The following is a 213-nucleotide window of genomic DNA, read 5'->3' on the forward strand; positions in this document are numbered from 1 at the left end:
GGTGTTTCCGCCGGGCTTTTAGGCCGGTGGGTCAAACTCGAGCGTGAACGCCGAGGAGCCTCGGATGGGATGAGTGAGGCTGATCTTCGTGCTGAGAATGCTCGTCTGCGCCGTGAGTTGGCAGAAGCCAAGATGGATAACGAGTTTTTGTCAAAAGCGACAGCCTTCTTCGCCGCGAAGCAACGCGAGCAGAAAAGTTCGAACTAATGCAGC

The 213-nt window shown here is 55.9% G+C and carries 1 protein-coding gene; it reads left to right on the forward strand.

The annotated features are described in order from the left end of the window. A partial coding sequence (locus tag HMPREF2698_RS04605) for a hypothetical protein (protein ID WP_246819436.1) occupies positions 1-207 on the forward strand: 207 nt, incomplete at its 5' end. Between the last annotated feature and the right edge of the window lie 6 nt (positions 208-213).

Source organism: Corynebacterium sp. HMSC072A02 (assembly GCF_001810085.1).
GTDB lineage: Bacteria > Actinomycetota > Actinomycetes > Mycobacteriales > Mycobacteriaceae > Corynebacterium > Corynebacterium hesseae.